A 23,201-nucleotide genomic window follows, 5' to 3' on the forward strand; every position below is an offset into this window, starting at 1 on the left:
CGGGGCTTTTCGATGTTCACGTTCAGCAGTTGGACGGTGCCGGGACGTTGTTGAAGCGATCGATCATGTACCCGACGGATTCCGGGGTACCCACCAGGTACGGCGTCGCATGATTGATTGCCATGCCCGGAATGATCGGGGGCAGTTCGTTGACGGAGAACTGCACCGTCGCACCCTTGCCGCACCAGTCACGGGCCAGTTGCTGTCCCTGGCCGAACGGAACGATGTCATCGGAGCGGCCATGCTGAATGAGCACGGGCGACTCCGGCGTCAGCTTGCCGATCTTCTGCTCGTCGAGGATTGCCTGCGCCATGGGTAGACGCGCCAGAACTGCGGAGAGTGATTCACCGGAATTGGTGAAGCTCGACGACTGCTGGAAGCCGAACTGCAATCCACTTTCGGCGACGCACTGGTTCTTGGTGGCGGCCAACATCTGTCGGCCGCGATCGTTGATCTCGGCGTCGAGCAGCGGCTGAACCTCGGGGTACTGCGCAAGGATCCCGTTGAGCGCGTAGCCGATCACTCCGGTGAGGAACGTGCCGTCGACCTGATGCAGCGTCGCCGCCAGATCGGCGGGCGGTGCACCTGCGTACGTGCCCTTGAGATCAAGCTCGGGAGCATACGACGGCTTCAATTCCGTTGCGGCAGCGGCAGCTCCACCACCTTGCGAGTAACCCCACAGTCCGACGGGGCCGTCGGCGGGAATGCTCGTGTTCGGGAGCTGCTGAGCCGCGCGCACCGAGTCCAGAACCGCGTGTGCTTCGGCTTCGCGGTTGACGTAGGTGTGATCGCCAGGAGTTCCGAGGCCCTCGTAATCGGTGACTACGACGGCAATGCCGTTGAGCAGCAACGTGTTCACCCAGATGGACTCGTAGCCGACCATGACGTCCGTCGGGAACTGGTACTCGATACCGGTGTTGAACAGTTTGGACGGTGCGCATTGATCGCCCTGCCCATGCGTTCCTACCGCTGCGGCAACCAGTGGACGCGCCCCCTGCCCGGTCCACGGGTTCGACGGTTCGAGGTAGGTCCCCGTCACTGCAACGGGAGCACCCTTGGCGTCCTCGCTTCGGTACATGATCTTGGTGGCGGTTGCCGGCCACGCACCGTTCGATCCGGGCACGCTCAGCAGCAGTGGTGACGGCTCACTCTTGATGAGATCTCCGTTGGCACCTGCCGGAAGCTCCGACGGCGGCGTGTAGAAATCCGCCGGGTCCGCCATTGCGGCAGGGGCCGTCACAGCACCCATGACCAGTGCCGCGACGGAAACCCCGGCCGCCCACCATGCTCTGCTCTTCACGTTTCGATCTCCCCACGCTCGCCTGCGCTGTGGCTTGGCACACAGCGAACGCAGAGTAACACATACCTCACGTAACACTTTTTCGTGAGGTTTTCGCCTTAACAGGCTGACTTACAACCGTTTACGACTACTTCGTGGGCTCCAGATTGGAGGTCAGCAGCGAACGAAGCTTGTCGGTATCAGCCGAGGTCCACGCCTCGGGGTGCAGGATCTTGGCCCACATGTCCGCTGCATCCTCGCCGTAATTGTGACCGTGCCCGGACGGGACGTCAGCCGAGAAGACCATGTCGAGGGTTACCTGCCAGAAGGTCACGAGAGGTACCCACGTCATTCCCGGATCCACGTCGCGACCCAGCGGTTCCTTGAGCCAATCCGGCTTGTTGAGCAGCAGGTCGAAGGACCACCATGTGATCGGGTCGCTTGCGTGCTGCCAGTACACGATGCGATCGTCGTCCCAGTCGGACTTCAGCTCCAGATCTTCCGGATCGCCGGCAAACCGAATTGCCTGGCCACCATCGATCACCGGCAGGATCTCCGGTGAGCCCGAGTCGCGGCTGTCCGTGATTTCCTGCCACTGAGCAGTGAAGTTGGGGGTTCCGACCCACAGCGCGCCGTCGACGCGCGTCATCATGTCCTGAGCGCCGGCAAATGCGGCCTGGCCACCGTAGGAGCCGAGGCTCTCACCGAAGACAACCAGCTCGGGCCGCGTCTCCACGGGCAGGTCGATCCACTTGGCGTACACCGCGTTGAACAGTGCGCGACCGGCAATCATCGGCGTCTCACGGTCGGCGATGAAGGCCAACGGACTCGGAAGGAACGAGTACTGCATCGACGCGATCGCCGTGTCCCCGCCCTCGACGTACTCGAACGCCGACGCGACGTCCTCGTTCACCCAACCGCGGCCGGTGGTCGTGACAACTGCGAGGGTTCCGCGGTCGAATCCGCCGGTGCGCTCCAACTCGTCGACGACCCGCTGTGCGACACCGTTGATCGAGTCCGAGGATTCACGTCCCGCGTACACCCGGATCGGTTGCTTCGCTTCACGTCCGGTCAACGCGGTGATCTCGGCCGCGGTGGGACCGCTGCCCATGAAGGTGCGCCCCTCCTGGCCGAGCGAATCCCAGGCTTCGGCGGACATCGGCGAACCACTGCGCTCAGCGATCAAGGGTTGTTCGATGCCGTCCGGTGTTTCGTGATCCGCACCGGAGAAACTCCAGTTCGCGAAGGCAATCAACCCGTTGTACAGCGCACCGTTCACAATGAAGATGCCGAGGGCGAAGATGACGATCAAGCTGCCGACCTTCGCCGCTTCGAGGGGAACGAACCGAAGTGCGACGGCGGTGAGCTTGTTGGTGGTGAAACGAAGACCACGGCCTGCCTCGAGCAGGATGAACCAGATTCCGAGCGAAATCAGCAAGACCAGAAGGTAATTCGCCTGGTTGGTGCGTGGAGCTTCCACCAGATCGCGAACGATCTGCTGCCACCACGAACCGAGGACCAAGAACGTCGGAACCAGAATGACGGCCGCGACCAACAGGATTCGCCAGCCGATCTTCTTGGTGCGATCCGACCACTGCGGTTCGACGCCGCACTTGCGGATCATCCAGGCAACCGTCACGCCGACGCCGTATCCCATCGCGAGCGAGATGCCCGTCGCAACGCCCTGCAAGTACCACGCGCGCGGCAACAGGGAAGGACTCATCGACCAGGTGAAGAAGACCAGAGCAAAGGCAAGCCCGACCGGGTGCAGCGTCTTGCAGTAGAGGCGCAGCCGTTCCCACACACGTTTCATGCCGGAATCGTATGCGCCCCGTGCCCGAATCAGGTCACGAAGCGCACACGCGTCCAGTCTGTTTACGGGGCGAAGCGCAAAATCGCGGCAACTGCGCCGCCACCCGGAATGTCCTCGGCGCGAACAGCGAGGACCCGAGCACCCGTCAGGAGCGCACGACGAGCGATCTCGTCGACGACCCCGTATGTACTTCCGTTGCTCGACTCACCGGTCGTGAGAGCGCCCGTCTGGGGATCGAGACTTCCGGGCACAACGGAGTCGATGTCGATGAAAACGGTGTCGACCTGTCCGTACGTCGCGGCCGTTGCCACGTCGGCGACGTCGGTTTGAGTGCGTCCCTGTTCGGTGCGCACATTGAAGGTGTCCCGCACCGCCGCCAACTGCTCGGCGTGGAAATCGTCGAGCGCCGGACGCGAACCGTCCGCCACCTCCTGCGTCGACAAGGCTTCCGGGTTTCCCTCGACGGTTTTGTCGACCAGGTGGCGGTACGAATTCACGGAGCGATACACCGACGCGATGGGTTCCGCAGCGGCCAGGATCAAGGGGACGTCGCGGCCGGCGAGGACACCACGGACCTCGTGATCGACTGCGCGGGCGTACTGATTGACGCGCAACTTTCGGCTGTCCGAACCCGAGAGCCGACCGGCTTCAGTTCGGCTGTTGATCGAGGACTTACCCGCGTGATCCGCAGCGTTCTTCGGCATTCCCTGAACACGAACCTCGTCGGCCGGTTGGTCGGCGGCGATCTCGATCAATCGCACCGAACCTTCGGCGAGAGCGAGAACAAACGCCGTCTGGGGGAAGGTCACCGAACGGAGCAGTGGCTTGAGATGAAACCGATCGCTGACCGTTTCGAGCGCCTGCAGACGGTTGGGCAGGCGGAAGGTCACCAGACGCTCCGGCGTCGCGTACGTGACCAATGAGCGCGACTGGAAGCGCCAGAAATCGTCGTCGTCGTCGAGCTCTGCGTATTCGGCCTCGAACAGCTTGCGCTCGGCCGGATCCTCCACCGATGCGAGTGCCGAGCGGACCTGGTCCTTGAAGGCGATGCGCGCTTTGTCATGATCCTGCGGCGCATCTTCAGTCGGAGTCACGATGGTGATGCAGGTGGGCCCTTCCACCTCCGCGAGTGCGGCAATTTCACCGTGGCTGGGAATGTCGTTGTGAAGCACTACGAACCTCCTGAAATTGGGTTCTCCTCACGCTACGCCCGGCTGGTTATGACCACTAGACTTTCCGGAGAATTCGGGACGAACGGTCCATAGTGGGCGCTGTTCTGGCCACCCCACTCCGAGCGAACGGCATGTTCATCGCCTTCAGTGCGCCGAAAGTGCCGTTCGCTCAAAAGGGGGAGGGCCACGAGTCGGGCACCGGCCAGCCGGACATCCGCACATCGGCATACAAAAACACCCTCCCGGATCCCGGGAGGGTGTTTTCTTACTGTGGAGCCTAGGAGATTCGAACTCCTGACATCTGCCTTGCAAAGGCAGCGCTCTACCAACTGAGCTAAGGCCCCGTTCGGTTTTCTGACCGGAGTCAGAGTACCTAGGTTCTATCCTGTTTCCAAATCGTGCCAAACCTTGTCTCCGCGCTGACTTTTGATCAGCTTGGTGACCCCGAGAGCTACCAGAATTCCGGCCCCGACAAGCAGGAAAACCTTCATTCCAGCAACCCTTCTTCGGCACATGGGAGTGGGCCTAGGAGGACTTGAACCTCCGACCTCTTCATTATCAGTAAAGCGCTCTAACCACCTGAGCTATAGGCCCCTGAACCGATTCCAAAGATTACCCCACCGGGCCGCTGACACCAAAACGGGCCCGGCGGAGCAATGTTTTCGCAGGTCAGTCGCGGTCGGCGAGAGTTACCTCGACGCCGCCAACCAGGTCGCTGCAGAGGTTGTAGATGAACGATCCGATCGTGACGAGTGCCGTGAAAAGCACCATGTTCGCGATACCGATCAGCGCGGCGTAGCCGAACACCTGGCCGGCCGTCACCAGACCGTCGGAGCCGCCGTCGGCAACGATGTCGGTGAACGCGTTGTTCAGGCGATCCCAGACGCCCATGCCGTCGAGAACGACGTAGAGCAGTCCGACGGCCACCATCCACACGAAGAACAGCGACACCGAGATCACGGACGTGATCTTGAGCGTGGACCACGGGTCGATACGACGGATCTGGACCGTTGCGCGCAGTGGCGCACCGTCCACGACCGAAGCCGATACGGCGTGAGTTTTCTCACCCTTCACCGCAGCAGGCAACGGATGCTTGGCCTCGGAGAGGTCAGGCATGTCCTTCGGCAGATCCTTGCGATCGATGTGCCGAGTCGGCCCGTCGATCGCGGCGGCTTTTGCTTTCGGATTAGCGACGGTGGGATTGGCGACCGTGGGATTGGCGACCGTGGCATTCGCAGCCTTGGGATTTGCGCCCGAGGGTGCAACAGCCTTGGCTGCCGCTGCGCCGGCGACGCCACCAGTAGCTGCGGCAGCTGCCGTTCCTGTCACGACAGGACGCGCCGACGGGTTGCCGGCAGGACGACCTGTCTGTGCACCCGCAGCAGGGCGACCCGCCTGCGGCTGTCCCTTCGGCGCACCACCCTGTGCGGGGGTTTTGGCCGGACCACCCTGTACCGGACCACCCTGTGCCGGGCCTGCCGCTGCAGGACGCTGCGGACCCGCAGGCGGCTTACCCCCAGCAGGAGCTGCCGGTCGACCCGCAGGAGCACCAGCGCCGGCCGGGCGCGTGATGTTGGTCTGCGGCTGACTTTGCGGAACCTGATTCTGCGGTGCCGGAGCCTTGCCCGGGTTCTGAACAGCGGGGTTCTGAGCACTCGGGTTCTGAGCAGGAGCCTTCGGCGCCTGAGATGGCTGCCCCTGAGGCTGGCCTGACGGCTGGGGTCCCCGCTGCCACGGCGGTGCCTGGCTGCCACGAGCCTGATTGGCGACCGGTTGCGGCGGAGCCTGACCATCACCCTTCGCCGGAGTTACCGGCGCAGCCGGAGCCACAGAAGGAACGGAAGGAGCCTGACCCTTGGCCGCACCCGCGGCGTCGGGAGCCGCAGCCGCCGGTTTCTGGGCCGAATCCGACGGGCCGCGAGGCGGCTCCGGTGCCTTGGGCGCCGGAGCTGCCTCGGAAGCTTTGGGTCCGCCGTCCGCTGGAGCTGCAGGTTTCGAGGTCTGCGGCCCCGCCGGAGCAGTTGCCTGCTCCGGCTTCGGTGGCGTCGAACCTGAAGTGCTTTCACTCTTCTGGTCACTGCCCGGCTGGTTGGGAGTGCTCACTAGGACTCCTTAGCTCCATCGGCATTGTCTGCGTTGTCGGTGGTCTCTGCAGCGAGCTCTTCGGGCTCGTCGGCGTTGCGCGCAATCGCGAGCAGTGTGTCGCCTTCGCCGAGGTTCATCAGACGCACGCCCTTGGTCTGGCGTCCCGCCTTACGAACCTGCTTGGCAGCCGTCCTGATGACGCCGCCGCCCGAGGTGATCGCGTACAGCTCGTCGTCGTCGTCGACGATGAGCGCACCGACCAGAGTGCCACGTTTCTTGTCGTACTGAATCGTGAGCACGCCCTTGCCGCCGCGACCCTGCACCGGGTAATCCTCCATGCCGGTTCGCTTGGAGTAACCGCCCGAGGTGGCGACCAGGAGGAACGTTCCTTCACGAACGACGTTGAGCGAGAGCAGCTCGTCGTCACCGTTGAAACGCATGCCCTGGACACCGGAAGTGGCGCGGCCCATCGGACGCAGTGCCTCGTCGGTGGCCGAGAAGCGGATCGACTGGCCCTGTGCCGAGACCAGGAGCAGGTCGTCGTCGGCGGAGCAGAGAACAGCGCCGACCAGTTCGTCTTCACCGCGCAGGTTGATGGCGACGATGCCACCGCTGCGGTTGGAGTCGAAGTCGGTGAGCTTGGACTTCTTGACCAGACCGTTGCGAGTGGCGAGCACCAGGTAAGGCGCGTCTTCGTACGTCTTGATCTGGATGACGGACTGGATGCGCTCGTCCGGCTGGAAGGCCAGGAGGTTGGCAACGTGCTGACCGCGAGCGGTACGGCTCGCCTCGGGCAGCTCGTAAGCCTTCGCGCGGTAGACGCGGCCCTTCGTGGTGAAGAACAGCAGCCAGTCGTGCGTCGAGGTGACGAAGAAGTGCGAGACGATGTCGTCCTGCTTGAGGCCGGCACCCTGAACACCCTTGCCGCCGCGCTTCTGCGATCGGTAGAGATCGGTCTTGGTGCGCTTGGCGTAACCGGTCTCGGTGATCGTGACGACGACGTCTTCGCGGGCGATCAAATCCTCGTCGTTGACGTCTCCGTCGGCGGCGATGATGCGGGTACGACGGTCGTCGCCGTACTTGTCGACGATTTCCTTGAGCTCGTCACGAACGATCGCGCGCTGACGCTCCGGGCGAGCCAGAATGTCTTCGAGGTCCGCGATTTCGAGTTCGATCTCGGCCAATTCGTCGACGATCTTCTGACGCTCGAGGGCGGCCAGACGACGCAGCTGCATGCCGAGGATGGCGTCGGCCTGGATCTCGTCGACGTCGAGGAGTTCCATCAATCCGGCGCGAGCGATGTCGACGGTCTGCGACGCACGAATCAAGGCGATGACCTCGTCCAGAGCGTCGAGGGCCTTGACCAGACCGCGCAGGATGTGGGCGCGCTCCTGTGCCTTGCGAAGCAGGTACCTGGTACGACGGACGATGACCTCGAGCTGGTGCGTCGTGTACAGACGGATCATCTGATCGAGGCGCAGCGTGCGCGGCACTCCGTCGACGATGGAGAGCATGTTGCAGCCGAAGCTGGTCTGCAGCTGGGTGTGCTTGTAAAGGTTGTTCAGCACGACCTTGGCAACGGCGTCACGCTTGACGGTGACGACGATGCGCATGCCGACGCGGTCCGAGGACTCGTCGTGGATGTCGGAGATGCCACCGATCTTCGCGTCACGAACCTGCTCCGCGATGGAAGTGATCAGGTTGTCCGGGTTGACCTGGTAGGGCAGCTCGGTGATGACGATCGTGGTGCGGCCCTTGGCATCTTCTTCGATCTCGACGACGCCGCGCATACGGACTGAGCCACGGCCGGTGGTGTAGGCATCCTGGATGCCCTGTCCACCGACGATGAGCCCGTGCGTCGGGAAGTCGGGTCCCTTGATGCGCTCCATGACGGCCGCGAGGGTGGCTTCCTCGTCCGCCTCGAAGTTCTCGAGCGCCCAGTAGATGGCCTCGGCAACTTCACGCAGGTTGTGCGGCGGAATGTTGGTGGCCATACCGACGGCGATGCCGTTGGAACCGTTGATCAGAAGGTTCGGGATACGGCTGGGCAGAACCGTCGGTTCCTGCGTCTTGCCGTCGTAGTTCGGGGTGAAATCGACTGTCTCGTGGTCGATTTCGCGCAGCATTTCCATCGCGAGCGGCGTGAGCCTGCACTCGGTGTAACGCATGGCGGCTGCGCCGTCGTTGCCGCGGGATCCGAAGTTTCCCTGACCGTCGACGAGCGGGTAACGCAGTGACCACGGCTGGGCCATACGGACCAACGTGTCGTAGATCGAGGAGTCGCCGTGGGGGTGGTAGTTACCCATGGTCTCGGCGACCGGTCGGGCAGACTTCACGTATCCGCGGTCTGGGCGATATCCGTTGTCGTACATCGCGTAGAGCACGCGGCGGTGCACCGGCTTGAGTCCGTCGCGGACATCCGGCAGAGCGCGACCGACGATGACGCTCATGGCGTAGTCGATGTAGCTGTTCTGCATTTCCTGCTGGATGTCGACCGGTTCGATCCGGTCGTGTTGCGGACCGTCCGGTGGCAACGTGGTGTCGGTCATGAGCTCACTTTCTTAAAAGAGGGGGCAAGCCCCTGTGCGCGGAAAAGGAGTCCGGGGACTCCGCAACCGCTCACAGGGCCGCAGGCCTACACGTCGAGGAAACGAACGTCCCGGGCATTGCGGGTGATGAAGCTGCGTCGTGCTTCGACGTCTTCGCCCATCAGCACGCTGAACAGCTCGTCGGCAGCAGCCGCATCGTCGAGCGTGACGAGACGCAGAACGCGCACCGTCGGGTCCATCGTGGTTTCCCACAGCTCCTTGGCGTTCATCTCGCCGAGGCCTTTGTAGCGCTGGATGCCGTCGTCCTTGTTGATCTTCTTGCCGGACTCGAGGCCTGCTTTGACCATCGCGTCGCGCTCGCGGTCGGAGTACGCGAATTCCGGTTGCGCACCCTTCTGCCACTTGAGCTTGTACAGCGGCGGCTGCGCGAGGTAGACCTTGCCGTGCTCGACGAGCGGCCGCATGAAGCGGAACAGCAGCGTGAGCAGCAGCGTTGCGATGTGCTGACCGTCGACGTCGGCGTCGGCCATGAGCACGATCTTGTGATAGCGCAGCTTGGCGATGTCGAACTCGTCGTGGATGCCCGTGCCGAACGCGGTGATGATCGACTGGACTTCGGTGTTCTTGAGGACGCGATCGATACGCGCCTTCTCCACGTTGATGATCTTTCCGCGAAGCGGGAGGATCGCCTGGTACATCGAGTCTCGGCCGGACTTGGCCGAGCCGCCTGCGGAGTCGCCCTCCACGATGTAGATCTCGGACTTCTCCGGATCGTTGGAGCGGCAATCGGCGAGCTTGCCTGGCAGGCCACCGAGGTCGGTCGCACTCTTGCGACGGACCAGCTCACGCGCCTTACGTGCGGCAACGCGGGCCTGCGCCGACGAAACAGCCTTGTTCACAATGGTTTTCGCGTCGGCGGGGTTCGCCTCGAACCAGTGCGCGAGGTGCTCGTTGCACGCCTTCTGTACGAAGGACTTGACCTCGGTGTTGCCGAGCTTGGTCTTGGTCTGACCCTCGAACTGGGGTTCACCGACCTTCACCGAGATGATGGCCGCGAGTCCTTCACGGATGTCGTCACCGGTGAGCTTGGGATCCTTGTCCTTGAGCAGCTTCTTTTCGAGCGCGTACTTGTTGACCGTTGCGGTCAGTGCGGCGCGGAAGCCCTCTTCGTGGGTACCACCCTCGTGGGTGTTGATCGTGTTGGCGAAGGTGTGCACGGACTCCGAGTAGCCGGAGTTCCACTGCATTGCGACCTCGAGCTCGTGGCCGGTGCCCTTGGCGGTGAATCCCACGACCGAGTTGTGGATCGGGGTCTTGCTCTTGTTGATGTGCCGAACGTAGTCCTCGAGTCCACCGGGGTAGTGGTAGATACGGGTCTTGGACTTACGCGGCGCTGCCTGAGCAGCTTCTTCGGCTTCTTCGGCAGCAGACTTGGGAGCCTCGGCTACCTCGGCAGCTTCGTCGTCGATGACCTCGGCGCGCTCGTCGGTCAGCGTGATGGTCAGGCCCTTGTTCAGGAAGGCCATTTCCTGCAGACGACGCGCAACGGTCTCGAAGTTGTAGCGGGTGGTCTCGAAGATCTCGGGATCAGCCCAGAAACTGACGGTGGTGCCGGTCTCCTTCGTCGGGTCGCCCTGTACGAGCTCTCCCGGCTTGGAATCGGTGTACGTCTGCTGCCACCGGTAGCCGTCGACCTTGATGTCGACGTCGAGCCGGGTGGAGAGCGCGTTGACCACCGAGATACCGACGCCGTGCAGACCACCTGAGACGGCGTAGGAGTCGGAGTCGAACTTGCCGCCGGCGTGCAGCTGGGTCAGCACGACCTCGACGGTGGGTACTCCGGAGGCGTGCATGCCGACCGGGATGCCACGGCCGTCGTCGATGACGCGGATTCCGCCGTCTTCGAGGAGGGTGACCTCGACCTTGGTGGCGTGTCCGGCCATCGCCTCGTCGACCGAGTTGTCGACGACCTCCCAAATGAGGTGGTGCAAGCCGCGTTCACCGGTGGAACCGATGTACATGCCTGGACGCTTACGTACCGCCTCGAGTCCTTCGAGGACGGTGATGGACGACGCGTTGTAGTCCTTGCTGGAAGTGCTTGTATCTGACTTCTGGGCAGCCACGGGTGGGTAGCTCTCCTTCTCCGTCAATACTCGAGCGCAGCCGTCAGCAAGCCCTTGCGGGTGTCGTCGGAGCGGGTTCGAGAATGTTGCCGCTAGTTACCGTTGACCATCTTACTGGTAAGCACCGACTAGAAGCGGCCAATGACACCCCTGGCTGCGCCGCAGACGAATTTTTACGATCCCCGGAAGGTGAAACGCTAGGAACTTTGCTTCTCCGAGCGACGCTCTCTCAGGCTCGCGATAAATGCCCGCGCATGTTCGGCAACCTCGCTCGGATGTGAAAACGGCGACCAGTGTCCCGCGGCAATTTCACGTCGCTGCAGGTCGGAGACCCATTTTTCGGTGTCTTCGTATCCCACCGGACGAACGGCTTTGTCGTACTTGTTCAAAATGAGCTGAACAGGCACGTCCGTGTACCGATCCCGCGGCTTGCCGAGAGACGGCCGGATGTTCGCGCGATAAAGCTTGAGTCCGTTCACCATGTCGTCGGCGATGGTGGGCGCGGTGTTGACCACACGAGGGTCCAGACCGTCGAAGAAGCCCAGAAATGCCGGCCAGTGCTTGGAGAACCACAGACGCAACGGGAGGGTGCACAGCCCGGGAATCTGGAACAGAACGGTGTAGGCCGACGCAATTCCCTGCGCCGCCGGGCCGAGGAAACGACGCTTGGACACGCTCGCCCGGATCCACTTGCCGAGATGATCGAGATTGGGGCCCGAGATGGACGAGAACGACGCGATCTTCTCTTCGGCACCCGGCTCGCAGACCGCTTCCCACGTTTCCACGGATCCCCAGTCATGTGCCAGGACGTGCACCGGCTTGCCCGGGCTGACCGCGTCGATGACGGCAAAAAGATCGCCGGCCAGTGCGCTCAGTTGGTAGTCCTGCACCCTCGAGGGGATCGTGCTCTCACCGGCCCCGCGGCTGTCGTAGCTGACGACGCGGAAGTCGTCTGCCAGCAAAGGCACGATGCGGTTCCACAATTCATGGGTGTCGGGCCAACCATGCACCAGGACGATGGTCTCGCCGTCTGCCTTGCCCTGCTCGAACACTGCCAGGCTGACGGAACCGTTGGTCACGCGACGCGCGGTCACGGCATGGACAGGAGAGTGCTTCGACATTGTCGAACCCTTCGGAGTCGGGAAATATCTAGAGATCGAGAACGAGACGTCCACCGTCGGAACGGGATACGCAGATGAGCATCTCCGTTTCCTGTTCGGTGTCGGTCAGACGCCTTTCGCGGTGATCGGGCTTGCCCGCGAGTACCTTCACACGACAGGTTCCGCAGAAACCCTGCTGACACGAGTACCCGACACCGGGCAATGTCTTCTTGATAACGTCGAGCGCGGACTCGTCGGCGGGCACGGTGAGCACCTGACCCGAATTGACCAGCTGCACTTCGAATTCCTTGCCGTCGATCACCGGCGGAGCCCCGAACCGCTCGAAATGCAAAGCAGTGGAGGGTGTATCGCGGAATCCGCGGCGGACGGCGTCGAGCATCGGCGTCGGGCCGCAGCAGTACACGGCGCCGCCGACCGGCGCTCGTCCGAGAAGGTCTGCGGTGGTGGGCAATCCGAACTCGTCGTCCGGGCGCACGAAGACACGCTCGGGTTCCCAGCTCGCGATCTCGTCGAGGAACGGCATGGATTCACGAGAGCGGCCCGAGTACACGAAGTACCAGTCCATTCCCAATTCTCTTGCCGCACGGACCATTGCGATGATCGGCGTGATACCGATACCGCCGGCAACAAACAGCGCACTGCCTTCACCCACAAAGGGAAATCCGTTGCGAGGGCCGCGTACCGTGACGTGCTCACCCGGCTGGAGAGCGTGCATCTCGATGGAACCGCCACCGCCGTCGGGGATCCGACGAACCGCGACGCTGTATCCCGTGCGATCGGCAGGGTCGCCGCACAGCGAATACTGACGCCGCAGACCCGAAGGTAGATGGAAGTCCAGGTGCGAACCCGGATGCCACGGCGGAATCGGTGAACCGTCGGCGGATTCGAAACGCAGGCGAACGACGTTCTCGTCGGTCGCCACCACCTCACGCGTACTGACCACCATGTTCATGGCCGTGTCGGGGTTGTGGCCAGCGATCTCGGGGTTGTAGTCGTAGGCCGTCAACACCCGAAGGTACTTGTCCGCCAATAACTCCGTGATGCGCATGGCACGGTCGGGACGGTTCTTTCCGGACAAATCGGGTGGCGCCGGAAAACGCGGCAACCCGTCGTGCCCGGAGATGACGTCCTTGACCCTCGAGAGTGAAATCACCGTGCAGCCGCCTGAGCTGCGGGTGACGACGCCAGGTACTGCACCGCCTGGGCGGTCGAGCCCTCGTTACTGGGGTGATAGGACTTGCTGAAGTACGTCGACATCCGCTTGACCAGCTCGAACGACGTGGGAACTGTGCCACGCTTTCCGGCCGCGATGAAATCGGACAGGTGGGGCCGTCGACGGCTGGGAGCCTGAGCGGCAAGCTCGGGATCGTTGCGCATCAAGAACCGAGTTCCACGAATCCACAGCCACACGATTGCGGGCGTGACGAGGATCTGGGTACGGATCCGGCGGGTCTCACGCTTGTCGAAGTAGCGCATCACGTCGTACGCGACGGCGCGGTGTTCGACTTCTTCGGCGCCGTGCCAGCGAAGAAGATCAAGCATGGTCGGGTGCATGCCGGCTTTGTCGAGCCCCTTGGCGTTGAGCACCCAGTCGCCGAGGAAAGCAGTGATGTGTTCGATGGCCGCGATGATCGCCAAGCGCTCCACCAGGTGATTCTCGGCGCGCAGACCCGTCATCGGGCGCGGTCCGAGCAGTTTCGAGAATGCCCACTCCATCTGCTGGGTGTACGGCGTCGGATCCAGGCCGTTTTCCTTCAGATGGACGAGGACACCCGAGTGCGCGTTGGAGTGCATCGCCTCTTGGCCGATGAATCCGACGACGTCTTCACGGAGTTTCTCGTCCTCGATCAGAGGAAGAGCTTCCTTGAAGGTCTCGACAAACCACTCCTCACCGGCTGGGAGGAGGAGGTGAAGCACGTTGAGAACGTGTGTGCTGAACGGATCGCCCGGAATCCAGTGCATGGGCAGATCGGACCAGTCGAACTCGACATTGCGAGCCTGCAACAGGATGTGATCCGGCTCGGCGAACGACGAAGCGGGTGTCGATATCTTCTGCGACATCTAGCTACTCCTTCATGCCTGCCGATCGGTAGGGAACGACAGCCTTGTGACACAGTTCACTCACTAGCGAGTTTTAACTGTAACACGAAGTAATAGGTAGAACCAGGTCCTGGTTGAGTTTTCCTCAGCCGTACGTATCGCGAGGTCCGCGGCCTTTCACATGCCTTTCACCCTTGCGCCAGCTAGGCGCACTCGGACCGGTGATGCGCAGTGTCTTCACGACGCCGTCACCGACCGCAGCAGCGATCTTGGCCAGAATCTGGGACTGCATCATGCGCAACTGGGTAGCCCACGCCGTCGACTCGGCGGAGATGCTGAGAACACCTTCTTTCAGAGAGATCGGCTCGGCGTGCGCGGAGATGTCTTCACCGACGACCTGCGGCCACCGACCGAGGACCGTGCCCTCGGACACCTTGGGGGACCACCCACGCGATTTGGAGATAGCGCTGGTGAGAGCGCCGAACGGCTGAGGGTCCCGCGCATCCGGGCCGGGGCCGGACCAACCGCTGCGTCGACGCGGGCGGCCACTTCCGTATTTGGGCGACGAGCGCCCCTGCCCGACGGCCTTGCCGTTGGCTTTGGCTGTCGCGCGTGCCTCCTCGAGGGCACGGCGCGCCAGATCGATCCCCTTGAGCTCGGGCTCCGGGGCCGCGCTGCTGTCTTCAGTCATCGAACTCGACCTCCTGATCCGTCGAGCCTACGGGCACTATCCGGGATATCCGACCGTCTCCGGTATCGGAGGCTTCGACGCCGAACTTGGCCGCCTCGAGTTCGTCCGGTACGTCCTCGGGAACGGCGGCCGTGATCAGCACCTGTTCTGCGGTAACCGCAACGGTGGCGAGCGCACGACGCCGACGACGGTCCAATTCCGCGAATACGTCGTCGAGCATCAGGACCGGGTCGCTGCCGTCCGCACGCAACAGTGCAAAACCTGCCAGTCTCAGCGAAAGCGCGAATGACCACGATTCACCATGACTGGCAAAACCTTTCGCCGGACTGTCGCCGAGAACCAGCTCCAGGTCGTCCCGATGCGGACCGACCAGACACACTCCGCGATCGATTTCCTTCGACCTCATCTGTGCCAACTCGAGATGGAATCTCTCCTCGAGGTATGCAACGTCGTCGATACCGGAAATCCTTGCAGGATCGGTGAATTCGGGATCCAACGACGAACCCAGGCTACTCTTGTATCGAATCGACGCCGGCCGGGATTCGGGTGCGATGGAACGATACGACTCCGCCAGGTGGGGTGCCAGATCATGGACCAACTCGAGGCGCCCGGCCAACAATTGTGCGCCGTGAGCGGCCAGATGCCCGTCCCACACCTCGAGGGTTGAGAGGACGTTGTCGGACTCGCCACCACGAGAACCGCGACGCAAAGCCGCACCCGCAGTTTTGAGTAGGGCTGAGCGCTGACGCAGCACTTTGTCGTAATCCGCACGGACGGCAGCCATTCGGGGTATCCGGGACGTCAACAACTCGTCGAGATAGCGCCGACGATCACCAGGATCACCGCGAACCAACGACAGATCTTCCGGCGCGAACATCACCGACTGAAGAATCCCCAACACTTCACGCGGACGACGTGTCGGCGACTGATTTATCCTGGCGCGGTTGGACTTTCCCTCGATCAGTTCGACGTCGATGGTCAGTTCGCGCCCGTTGTTGACCACGGTTGCACCGGCAAAAGCACTGGCGGAACCGCTGCGGATCATCGGTGCATCCGTGGACACTCGATGAGACGACAGCGTGGACAGATACCCCAGTGACTCGAGGACGTTGGTTTTACCGTGCCCGTTCGAACCGAGGAAGACAGTTGTTCCCGGCGTGAGGTCCAGCGTCAGCGAATCCCAGGATCGGAAGTCCCGCAGCGAAAATCTACGAACGAACACTTAGCTTCCAGAAGCCGAATTCTTGGGCGAAGCGCTCTTGACCGCGTGACCACCGAACTGATTACGCAAGGCCGACACCGCCTTCATGGCCGGTGAATCATCCTGTCGTGAAGCAAATCTCGCGAACAGAGCAGCGGAGATGACGGGAGCGGGGACAGCGTGCTTGATGGCTTCCTCTACCGTCCAGCGGCCCTCACCGGAATCCTCGGTATAGCCCGTGATCTGCGCAAGCTCCGGATCCTCCTCGAGGGCGTCGACAAGCAGATCGAGCAACCACGAACGTACGACGGTTCCCTTCGACCAAGCTCGGAGCACGCCCGGTACGTCCGCGATCAGGCTTTCCGCCTCGAGGAGCTCGTACCCCTCGGCATACGCCTGCATCAGGCCGTATTCGATGCCGTTGTGCACCATCTTCGCGTAATGACCAGCACCGACGGGACCGGCGTGGACAAAGCCGTCTGCAGCGTCGCCGTCGGGGCGAAGGGCGTCGAAGATCGGCATTGCCTTCGCCACGTCGGGCTCGGATCCGCCCACCATCAGGCCGTAGCCGTTCTCACGGCCCCAGATGCCACCGGAGACACCGCAGTCGAGGAAACCGATCCCACGGGCGCCCAGAAGCTCGGCATGGACAGCATCGTCGGTGTAACGCGAGTTCCCACCGTCGATGACCAGATCGCCACCCTCGAGGGCATCAGCCAGCTCGGCAATGGTGCTCTGGGTGATTTCACCGGCCGGAACCATCACCCAGACGACTCGAGGTCCCTCGAGGGAAGCAGCGAGTTCGGCAAGTGACCCGACATCGGTGACTTCCGGTCGAGGGTCGTATCCGATCACCTCGAGGCCATGCGCGCGCAAGCGCTCACGCATGTTGAAACCCATCTTGCCGAGACCTACGAGTCCGATCTTCATACTGTTCTCCCTGGTCAGGCGCGAACTGAAGTGCGGGGTACCACTCAGCCCGGGAGGCGAACCGGCATCAGCAGGTACGTGTACTCGCTCGAGGGCGCAGCGAAGTTACCGGACTCGTCTGCCGTGGGCTCTTCCTCGGCCGCGGGGCGAAGAACAGCCGGACGGCTGGGAGTGGTGAAGCCGAACAGAACGTTTTCGCTGTGAAGCGAGTTCAACCCGTCGATCAGGTAACCGGGGTTGAACGCAATGGTGAGTGCTTCGCCCTGGAACGACGCGTTGAGTGTCTCTTCTGCGCGGCCGGCGTCGTCGCCACCCGCAGAGAGGAGCAGACCGTCAGCGGAGAACTGCATGCGAACCTGTGCGCCACGCTCGGCGACGAGTGCTACACGCTTGATGGCCTCGATGAGAGGCGTGACCTCGACCGTTGCCATCGCGGTGTGCTGAGCAGGCAGCAACTGACGGAACTTCGGGAACTCGGCGTCGAGGAGGCGCGTCGTGGTGCGGCGTCCGTCGTTGACGATGCCGAGGAGTCCGTCGTTTCCGATGGTTGTACCGGAACCGAGAGCCAACTCGACCGGCGAATTTGCATTGCCGGCAAGCGTTTTCGCGGACTCGGACAGAGTCTTGGCCGGGATGAGAACAGCAGCCTGGACGTCAGGGTTTGCCGGAGTCCACTCGAGTTCACGAACGGCGAGACGGAAGCGGTCGGTAGCGGCGAGGACGATCGAATTCTGTTCGATCTCGACACGGATACCCGTGAGCATGGGAAGGGTGTCGTCCTTGCCCGCTGCAACGGCTACCTGGCTGATGGCTTCGGAGAACAGGTCGACGGGAATGGACCCGGACTGCTGCGGAAGCGTCGGAAGCTGGGGGTAGTCCTCGACCGGCATCGTGGGCAGGGAGAACTTGGCGCTTCCGCACGAGATGAGCACGCGAGTGCCCTCGAGGGTCACATCGACCGGCTTGTTGGGAAGCGACTTGGTGATATCGGCAAGGAGGCGTCCGGAGACGAGTGCCTGACCTGCAGTTGTGACATCTGCCGAGACGCGGACCTGCGCAGATACCTCGTAGTCGAACCCGGAAACGGTGAGGCCGGCTTCGGTTGCGTCGAGAAGAACTCCGCCGAGAACCGGCACAGGCGGCCTCGAGGGCAGGCTACGAGCAACCCACGCTACTGAATCAGCGAACTCTTCCCGGGAAACGCGAAACTTCAGGCTTCCAAGCTCCATCGCCGGGTTATTCCTCTCGGTAGGCATGTTCGTCTGCTGCGGATCTGCATCAGCTCACTTGAAGTCTGACACAGACCAAGCGATGCCCACCGTATGCCCTCGAGGGCGCAAGTGGAAAGCCGAAGCCGGGACGAGCGCAGCCTGAGGCGAGGTTCTCAACAGGAGTTGTCCCCAGAACTATTTTCAAAGAGCTTTTCCTAGGAAATTCTCAGTAGTAGTAATAAGTCCTGTGCAATCTGTGGAGCAACGGTTGTCGACGCTGGTAGGTACCCTCGAGGGCCTGTGCACTTCTCGAGGACAGACTCGAGGACCAATCGACCCCCTCTGTGCACTCTCTGAAAGTTTTCGGATTCCTCCTCGAGAACTCCACAGACTTTCGGAGTTATCAACACAGTTATCCACAGATGTGAATACTTTTCACAAGAAACGAAGAGTTTGTTCTTATCGGCGTGTCCGACTCCGGCGTGTCGTCCCTCGAGGTGGACAACCGCCCTCGAGGGGACCGCACGTGGAACCCTTCGAATACACCGATGCCGCTCGAGGGAACCTCTGCCTCGAGCGGCATCGATCGAAATAAGTGCAGGTCAGCGCTTGGAGCGCTGCTTGATCCTTGCGGTCAACTCCTGAACCTGGTCGTACACCTTGCGGCGTTCCGTCATTTCCTTACGGATCTTCTTGTCGGCGTACATGACCGTCGTGTGGTCACGGCCGAACGTCTGACCGATCTTCGGCAATGACAAATCAGTGAGCTCACGGCACAAATACATCGAGATCTGGCGGGCCTGAGCGAGTGGCCGGGCCTTACCCGGCCCACACAGGTCGTCGATCGACATGTTGAAGTATTCGGCCGTCACCGCCATGATCGTCGCCGCGTTGATCTCGAGGCTCGACGAATCGGGCATCAGATCGCGCAGGACCACCTCGGCCAACGTCAGATCCAACGGCTGGCGGTTGAGCGAGGCAAAAGCGGTGACGCGGATCAACGCGCCCTCGAGTTCACGAATGTTGCGCTCGATACGGCTGGCGATCAACTCGAGGACGTCGTGCGGGACCTCGAGGCGATCCATCCTCGCCTTCTTGCTCAGAATCGCGATACGCGTCTCGAGCTCAGGCGGCTGAACGTCGGTGATCAGGCCCCATTCGAAGCGCGTCCGCAGACGCTCCTCGAGGGTTGCCAACTGCTTGGGCGGACGGTCCGAGGAGACGACGATCTGCTTGTTCGCGTTGTGCAAGGTGTTGAAGGTATGGAAGAACTCCTCCTGGATACCTTCCTTGCCTTCGATGAACTGGATGTCGTCGACCAGCAGGACGTCCGTTTCCCGGTATCGACGCTTGAACGCGACCTTGCGGTCGTCACGAAGACTGTTGATGAAGTCGTTGGTGAATTCTTCGGTCGAGACGTACTTGACCCGCATGCCGGGGAACAGTCGCTGTGCGTAGTGGCCGGCGGCGTGAAGAAGGTGCGTCTTGCCCAGGCCCGAAGCTCCCCAGATGAACAAGGGGTTGTACGCACGCGCCGGCGCCTCCGCGATCGCGACGGCAGCGGCATGAGCGAATCGGTTGGACGATCCGATCACAAAAGTGTCGAAGGTGTACTTCGCGTTGAGACTGTTCGCGCCGGACCCAGAAGCAGAAGGAGTAGCGGGCGGCTTCGTGAAGTACGACGGCCACGATTCGTGAACGCTCGCGAGTGCTTCGCGGTCGTCGTCGACTTCTTCGGTCTCGGCAGTCTCGGAGTCCGAAGGTTCTCCGTCGCCTTCGGTGAATCTGCGCCGACGGTATGCGCCCGATGAGTTGACCGACTCGAACTGACGGCTGCCCGTGCGCTCCTCGACCGGTTCGGCGGGTGCGTCGGCATCGTCTTCGAGTGCGATGCGGACACCGAGTCCCTCGACCTGGCCGCCGAGGTGGCGTCCGAGTGCCTGCAGGATCGGCTCGCGTAGATCGCGCTCGATCGTCTCTTGAGCAAATGGCGATGGAACCGAGAGGAGTGCAAAACCCTGAGCAAGTGTGAGAGGCCTCACCAGACGGACAAATGCCTTCTGCTTGCTGCTCAAAGCCGGAAGATTACTTCCGGGGTCATCACTCGTGAGTTCTGCAACCACGTCGACCCAGACCCGTGCGAGCGCGTTGGGATCGTCGTTCACGTGGTTCCTTCCCGTGTTTCGCCGACAGTGGGTGTGCTGCAGCTGCCGAGCGTATGGCTGCGGCGTCGAATGATTCGGTGGATTACCACCAGGGGTGAGAACCCCGTAACAGGCTACGAATATGCCACCTGGGCTGTGTTTCCACACAATTATCCACAGATGTGGACAAACCTGCACTGAGTCGGTTTTTTCGTCAACCAAATTCGTCAAAGTGATCGAGAAATTGATCTACCTGCAACTTTGTCGGAACTCGAGGCGTTCGCCACTTGGTGTCGGGGATGCGTCAACACTCACAGCCCTGTGGATGAATGTGGAAACTCGGGATTCGGGGTCGCGTCCGGCGCTCGTGCCCGTATGTGCTGATGAGGCCTTGTCGAGAGCATGCGCCGGTGGAACTGTCCGGGTTGCCTTCGGGTCACCTGCAGTCCGTAGCGGAACTGTTGCCAAGGTCACACTTGCTGCCGCGCTCGAGGTCACGGCCGTATGCACACCGCGAATGGAATCTGCGGAATTATGGAAGTATCGGCGTGTCGCCGTGGTTGCCGCGGGAGGGCTCCGAATCGGGCTGGTTTGACCTTGGCAACGGTGGTAAGTAACCTCGAACGGTCACCCGCTGGTGGTGATCGCTTCGTGCTGGCTACATATGTCAGGTCGGATCGGTCTTCCAAGCCACAACGAGTGAAGTTGATTGTTCTGTACCTGTTGGATCCAAAGGCGCCGTAAGGCGTCGATCACTGAATGACGCCGGGAGGCGTCAATGAACTTCGAGGAGTGTTGACCGTGGCCAAGGGCAAGCGGACGTTCCAGCCGAATAATCGCCGCCGCGCGCGTGTTCACGGCTTCCGTCTTCGTATGCGTACCCGTGCGGGTCGTGCAATCGTTTCGGCGCGTCGCCGTAAGGGCCGCGATTCCCTCACCGCCTGATCTGATTTCGAGTTCAGGAGCTCGGGGTGTTGCCTGAGCCGTCTCGGTTGCGTCGCCACGCGGATTTCTCCGTGGCGGTGCGACGCGGGCGTCGTATGGGAAGACGCGACCTTGTCGTGCACGCGTTCGATCGCGAGCAAGTAGAGGCGCTGGTAGTAACAAATCACGGTCCCCGTTTCGGGCTGATCGTGAGCAAGGCTGTCGGGCCGGCGGTGATTCGACATCGAGTCGCACGCCGGCTTCGTCATATCTGTGCAGATTTCGTCGGGCAGGTTTCGCCGGAGACGGACGTGGTTATCCGCGCACTTCCGGGCGCAGCTACCGCCAGTTCAGCCGAACTGGCCAAGCAGTTGCTTGGGGGCCTGACCAAAATGAACCTATTGGTGTCGGTAAGTGAAGAGCCATGAGTACTCCGCTCTCTGAGCAGATCGAGACTCCCAGAGCCTCCCGTGTCATCACGGTGTTGAAGGCTGTGCGTCGCGCTCCCGCCACTGTTCTCATCTTCTGTATCGAGTTGTACCGGACGTATGTGTCGCCCTTGAGGATGCCGACCTGCCGGTTCACCCCCACCTGCAGTGAATACGCGGTCGAAGCGCTGCGCACTCACGGGGCGATCAAAGGCCTTTTCTTGACTGTGGTGCGGTTGGCGAAGTGTGCCCCCTGGCATTCTGGAGGGTGGGACCCTGTCCCTGCCCGTCGTGACCGTGATGCGGGTAGCCGCCATAGCTGTCCGGAAGCACGCGCAGCGTGTCACAGTCCGACGGACGAACAGAGGAGTACTTAGAGCCGTGCTCAATTTCATTTACTATCCGGTATCCGCGATTCTGTGGGTCTGGCACAAGGTCTTCGGGTTCATTCTCGGCCCGGACAACGGAATAGCCTGGGCGCTCTCCGTGGTGTTCCTGGTGTTCACCTTGCGTGCGGTTCTGTACAAGCCGTTCGTGAAGCAGGTCCGCACGACCCGCCAGATGCAGGAACTGCAGCCGCAGATCAAGGCATTGCAGAAGAAGTATTCGGGCGACCGTCAGCGCCAGGCCGTCGAGATGCAGAAGCTCCAGAAGGAGCACGGATTCAACCCGATCATGGGCTGTCTCCCGGTCTTGGCTCAGGCTCCGGTGTTCATCGGTCTGTTCCACGTCCTGCGCTCGTTCAACCGCACCGGCACCGGCATGGGCCAGCTGGGCATGAGCGCCGAGGACAACCTCAACACCCCGAACTACGTCTTCTCGGCCACTGACGTCCAGTCGTTCCTGGATGCTCGTCTGTTCGGCGCGCCCATCTCGGCCGCGATCACGACGCCGGTTGCGCAGCTTCAGGCTTATGTCACCGAGAACGTTCCCGAGCTTCCGTCACGCCTGAACATCATTCTCGTGGCCGCTCCGTTGATGATCATCGCCAGCATCGCGACCCACTTCAACTCACGCGCTTCCGTTGCCCGTCAGAGCGAAGCAGCTGCCGCGAACCCGCAGTCCGCGATCATGAACAAGCTCGCGCTGTACGTCTTCCCGCTCGGTGTTCTGGTCGGTGGACCGTTCCTTCCGATCGCGATCCTCCTGTACTGGGTGTCGAACAACATCTGGACCTACGGTCAGCAGCACCTCGTCTTCCGCAAGATCGATGCCGAAGAAGAAGCGAAGAAGCAGGAAGCGATCACTCGCCGCAACGACAATGCGCCCAAGCCCGGTGCCCGTCCCGATCCCGGTAAGAAGAAGGGATCCCCGGCTGCGCTGAAGACCGCGGATTCAGCCGACGACGACGGTGACGCCCCGGAAGTTTCGCTCAAGAAGCCTCAGCCGAAGCCCTCGGGTTCCAGTGGTGGTTCTACGTCGAAACCGAAACAGAACCGGCCACAGAGCAACCGCGGCAACTCCCCCAAGCGCAATAAACGGCGCTGATC

The 23,201-nt window shown here is 62.1% G+C and carries 18 protein-coding genes and 2 tRNA genes; 4 read left to right on the forward strand and 16 right to left on the reverse strand.

The window, feature by feature from the left end; genetic code table 11:
- Window positions 1–22 precede the first annotated feature (22 nt).
- The 16 genes from RE4_RS13750 to dnaA form a co-directional block, all read right to left on the reverse strand.
- Window positions 23–1,300 carry a lipase family protein gene (locus tag RE4_RS13750; RefSeq protein ID WP_060938747.1) on the reverse strand — a complete coding sequence of 426 codons (1,278 nt, stop codon included), beginning with the start codon at window positions 1,298–1,300 and terminating at the stop codon, window positions 23–25.
- Between the two features lie 127 nt (window positions 1,301–1,427).
- Window positions 1,428–3,092 (reverse strand): alpha/beta hydrolase, encoded by a 1,665-nt coding sequence (locus RE4_RS13755; RefSeq protein ID WP_019746219.1) that lies wholly within the window; start codon window positions 3,090–3,092, stop codon window positions 1,428–1,430.
- A gap of 62 nt (window positions 3,093–3,154) precedes the next feature.
- Window positions 3,155–4,264, reverse strand: a complete 1,110-nt coding sequence (locus RE4_RS13760) for a baeRF11 domain-containing protein (protein WP_060938748.1) — start codon at window positions 4,262–4,264, stop codon at window positions 3,155–3,157.
- Between the two features lie 271 nt (window positions 4,265–4,535).
- A tRNA-Ala gene (locus RE4_RS13765) sits at window positions 4,536–4,608 on the reverse strand.
- A 176-nt stretch (window positions 4,609–4,784) separates the two neighbouring features.
- Window positions 4,785–4,858: transfer RNA gene (locus tag RE4_RS13770), tRNA-Ile, on the reverse strand.
- 75 nt (window positions 4,859–4,933) lie between these two features.
- Window positions 4,934–6,367, reverse strand: coding sequence for a DUF3566 domain-containing protein (locus tag RE4_RS13775; RefSeq protein WP_060938749.1), 1,434 nt, complete (start codon window positions 6,365–6,367; stop codon window positions 4,934–4,936).
- Window positions 6,367–8,898: a DNA gyrase subunit A gene (gene gyrA / locus RE4_RS13780; protein WP_019746215.1), complete on the reverse strand. Its 2,532-nt coding sequence runs from the start codon at window positions 8,896–8,898 to the stop codon at window positions 6,367–6,369. The genes RE4_RS13775 and gyrA overlap by 1 nt, the downstream gene beginning before the upstream one ends.
- Before the next feature lie 86 nt (window positions 8,899–8,984).
- Window positions 8,985–11,021 carry a DNA topoisomerase (ATP-hydrolyzing) subunit B gene (gene gyrB, locus RE4_RS13785; RefSeq protein WP_003942515.1) on the reverse strand — a complete coding sequence of 679 codons (2,037 nt, stop codon included), beginning with the start codon at window positions 11,019–11,021 and terminating at the stop codon, window positions 8,985–8,987.
- Between the two features lie 197 nt (window positions 11,022–11,218).
- A complete protein-coding gene (locus RE4_RS13790; protein ID WP_020967979.1) occupies window positions 11,219–12,142 on the reverse strand; it encodes an alpha/beta fold hydrolase in 924 nt (307 codons plus the stop codon).
- 28 nt (window positions 12,143–12,170) lie between these two features.
- Window positions 12,171–13,292 (reverse strand): PDR/VanB family oxidoreductase, encoded by a 1,122-nt coding sequence (locus RE4_RS13795; protein WP_024487650.1) that lies wholly within the window; start codon window positions 13,290–13,292, stop codon window positions 12,171–12,173.
- Window positions 13,292–14,203 (reverse strand): metal-dependent hydrolase, encoded by a 912-nt coding sequence (locus RE4_RS13800; RefSeq protein ID WP_007729174.1) that lies wholly within the window; start codon window positions 14,201–14,203, stop codon window positions 13,292–13,294. The genes RE4_RS13795 and RE4_RS13800 overlap by 1 nt, the downstream gene beginning before the upstream one ends.
- Window positions 14,204–14,327: 124 nt before the next feature.
- Window positions 14,328–14,873, reverse strand: a complete 546-nt coding sequence (locus RE4_RS13805; protein WP_003942471.1) for a DUF721 family protein — start codon at window positions 14,871–14,873, stop codon at window positions 14,328–14,330.
- Complete coding sequence (gene recF, locus RE4_RS13810) at window positions 14,866–16,095, reverse strand: DNA replication/repair protein RecF (RefSeq protein ID WP_060938750.1); 1,230 nt, start codon at window positions 16,093–16,095, stop codon at window positions 14,866–14,868. Before recF ends, RE4_RS13805 begins: the two co-directional genes overlap by 8 nt.
- Window positions 16,096–17,004: a phosphogluconate dehydrogenase (NAD(+)-dependent, decarboxylating) gene (gene gnd, locus RE4_RS13815; protein ID WP_019746211.1), complete on the reverse strand. Its 909-nt coding sequence runs from the start codon at window positions 17,002–17,004 to the stop codon at window positions 16,096–16,098. It abuts the gene before it with no gap.
- 44 nt (window positions 17,005–17,048) lie between these two features.
- Window positions 17,049–18,233, reverse strand: a complete 1,185-nt coding sequence (dnaN, locus tag RE4_RS13820) for a DNA polymerase III subunit beta (protein WP_007729165.1) — start codon at window positions 18,231–18,233, stop codon at window positions 17,049–17,051.
- Between the two features lie 584 nt (window positions 18,234–18,817).
- Window positions 18,818–20,380 (reverse strand): chromosomal replication initiator protein DnaA, encoded by a 1,563-nt coding sequence (gene dnaA / locus RE4_RS13825; protein WP_003942491.1) that lies wholly within the window; start codon window positions 20,378–20,380, stop codon window positions 18,818–18,820.
- A gap of 780 nt (window positions 20,381–21,160) precedes the next feature.
- Here dnaA and rpmH point away from each other — a divergent pair.
- Genes rpmH through yidC form a run of 4 tightly spaced genes read left to right on the forward strand, consistent with a single transcriptional unit; the run spans window position 21,161 to window position 23,199 of the window.
- Entirely contained in the window at window positions 21,161–21,304 is a 144-nt protein-coding gene (rpmH, locus tag RE4_RS13830; RefSeq protein WP_003942540.1) for a 50S ribosomal protein L34, read from the forward strand.
- A gap of 26 nt (window positions 21,305–21,330) precedes the next feature.
- Window positions 21,331–21,711 (forward strand): ribonuclease P protein component, encoded by a 381-nt coding sequence (rnpA, locus tag RE4_RS13835; protein WP_060938751.1) that lies wholly within the window; start codon window positions 21,331–21,333, stop codon window positions 21,709–21,711.
- A complete protein-coding gene (yidD, locus tag RE4_RS30710) occupies window positions 21,708–22,088 on the forward strand; it encodes a membrane protein insertion efficiency factor YidD (protein WP_007729147.1) in 381 nt (126 codons plus the stop codon). Before rnpA ends, yidD begins: the two co-directional genes overlap by 4 nt.
- Window positions 22,089–22,092: 4 nt before the next feature.
- Window positions 22,093–23,199, forward strand: coding sequence for a membrane protein insertase YidC (yidC, locus tag RE4_RS13840; RefSeq protein WP_019746208.1), 1,107 nt, complete (start codon window positions 22,093–22,095; stop codon window positions 23,197–23,199).
- Window positions 23,200–23,201 lie beyond the last annotated feature (2 nt).

It is taken from the genome of Rhodococcus erythropolis NBRC 15567, from assembly GCF_001552595.1.
Classification (GTDB): Bacteria; Actinomycetota; Actinomycetes; order Mycobacteriales; family Mycobacteriaceae; genus Rhodococcus_F; species Rhodococcus_F erythropolis.